1 protein-coding gene is annotated in these 709 nt (G+C 71.7%); it reads right to left on the reverse strand.

Going from position 1 to position 709, the window contains the following annotated elements; translation table 11 throughout:
• A partial coding sequence (gene nagB, locus GJV82_RS19230) for a glucosamine-6-phosphate deaminase (RefSeq protein ID WP_155100336.1) occupies positions 1-707 on the reverse strand: 707 nt, incomplete at its 3' end.
• Between the last annotated feature and the right edge of the window lie 2 nt (positions 708-709).

Genomic DNA, 709 nt, shown 5'->3' on the forward strand with positions numbered 1-709 from the left:
GCGTCGTCGACCAGCACCGTCGCGTGCGGGTGCATCTGCATGATCGTCGCGGGCCACAACGCGCTCACCGGCCCCTCCACGAGCTGGTGCACCGCCTCGGCCTTGCCCTTGCCCGTGGCCAGCAGCACCAGGTGCCGCGCACCCATGATCGTGGCCAGCCCCTGCGTCAGGCAGTGCCGCGGCACCTGCTCCACGTCGTCACCGAAGAACCGCGCGTTGTCCTCACGCGTCTGCGCCGTCAGCGTCTTGATCCGCGTGCGCGACGCCAGCGACGACCCCGGCTCGTTGAACGCGATGTGCCCGTCCGTGCCGATCCCCAGGATCTGCAGGTCCACACCCCCCGCCGCCGCGATCGCCTCCTCGTACGCCGCGCACGCCGCGACCAGGTCCTGTGCGTTGCCGTCCGGACCCTGCACCGCCCCCTCGGCGAAGTCCACCCGCGAGGCGATCTCCGTCTCGATCACGTTCCGGTACCGCTCCGGGTGCTCCACCGGCAGACCCACGTACTCGTCCAGCATGAACGCCCGCACCCCCGCGAACGACAACCCCTCCTCACGATGCCGCCGCGCCAGCTCGTCGTACACCCGCAACGGCGACGACCCCGTCGCCAACCCCAGCACCGCCTCCGGCCGCGACCGCACCACCGCCTCCACCGCGTCCGCAGCCAGCACCGCCAACCGCTCCGCAGGAGCGATCACGACCTCCATCA

Origin of the sequence: Cellulosimicrobium composti (assembly GCF_009711085.1) — a bacterium.
Taxonomy (GTDB): domain Bacteria; phylum Actinomycetota; class Actinomycetes; order Actinomycetales; family Cellulomonadaceae; genus Cellulosimicrobium; species Cellulosimicrobium composti.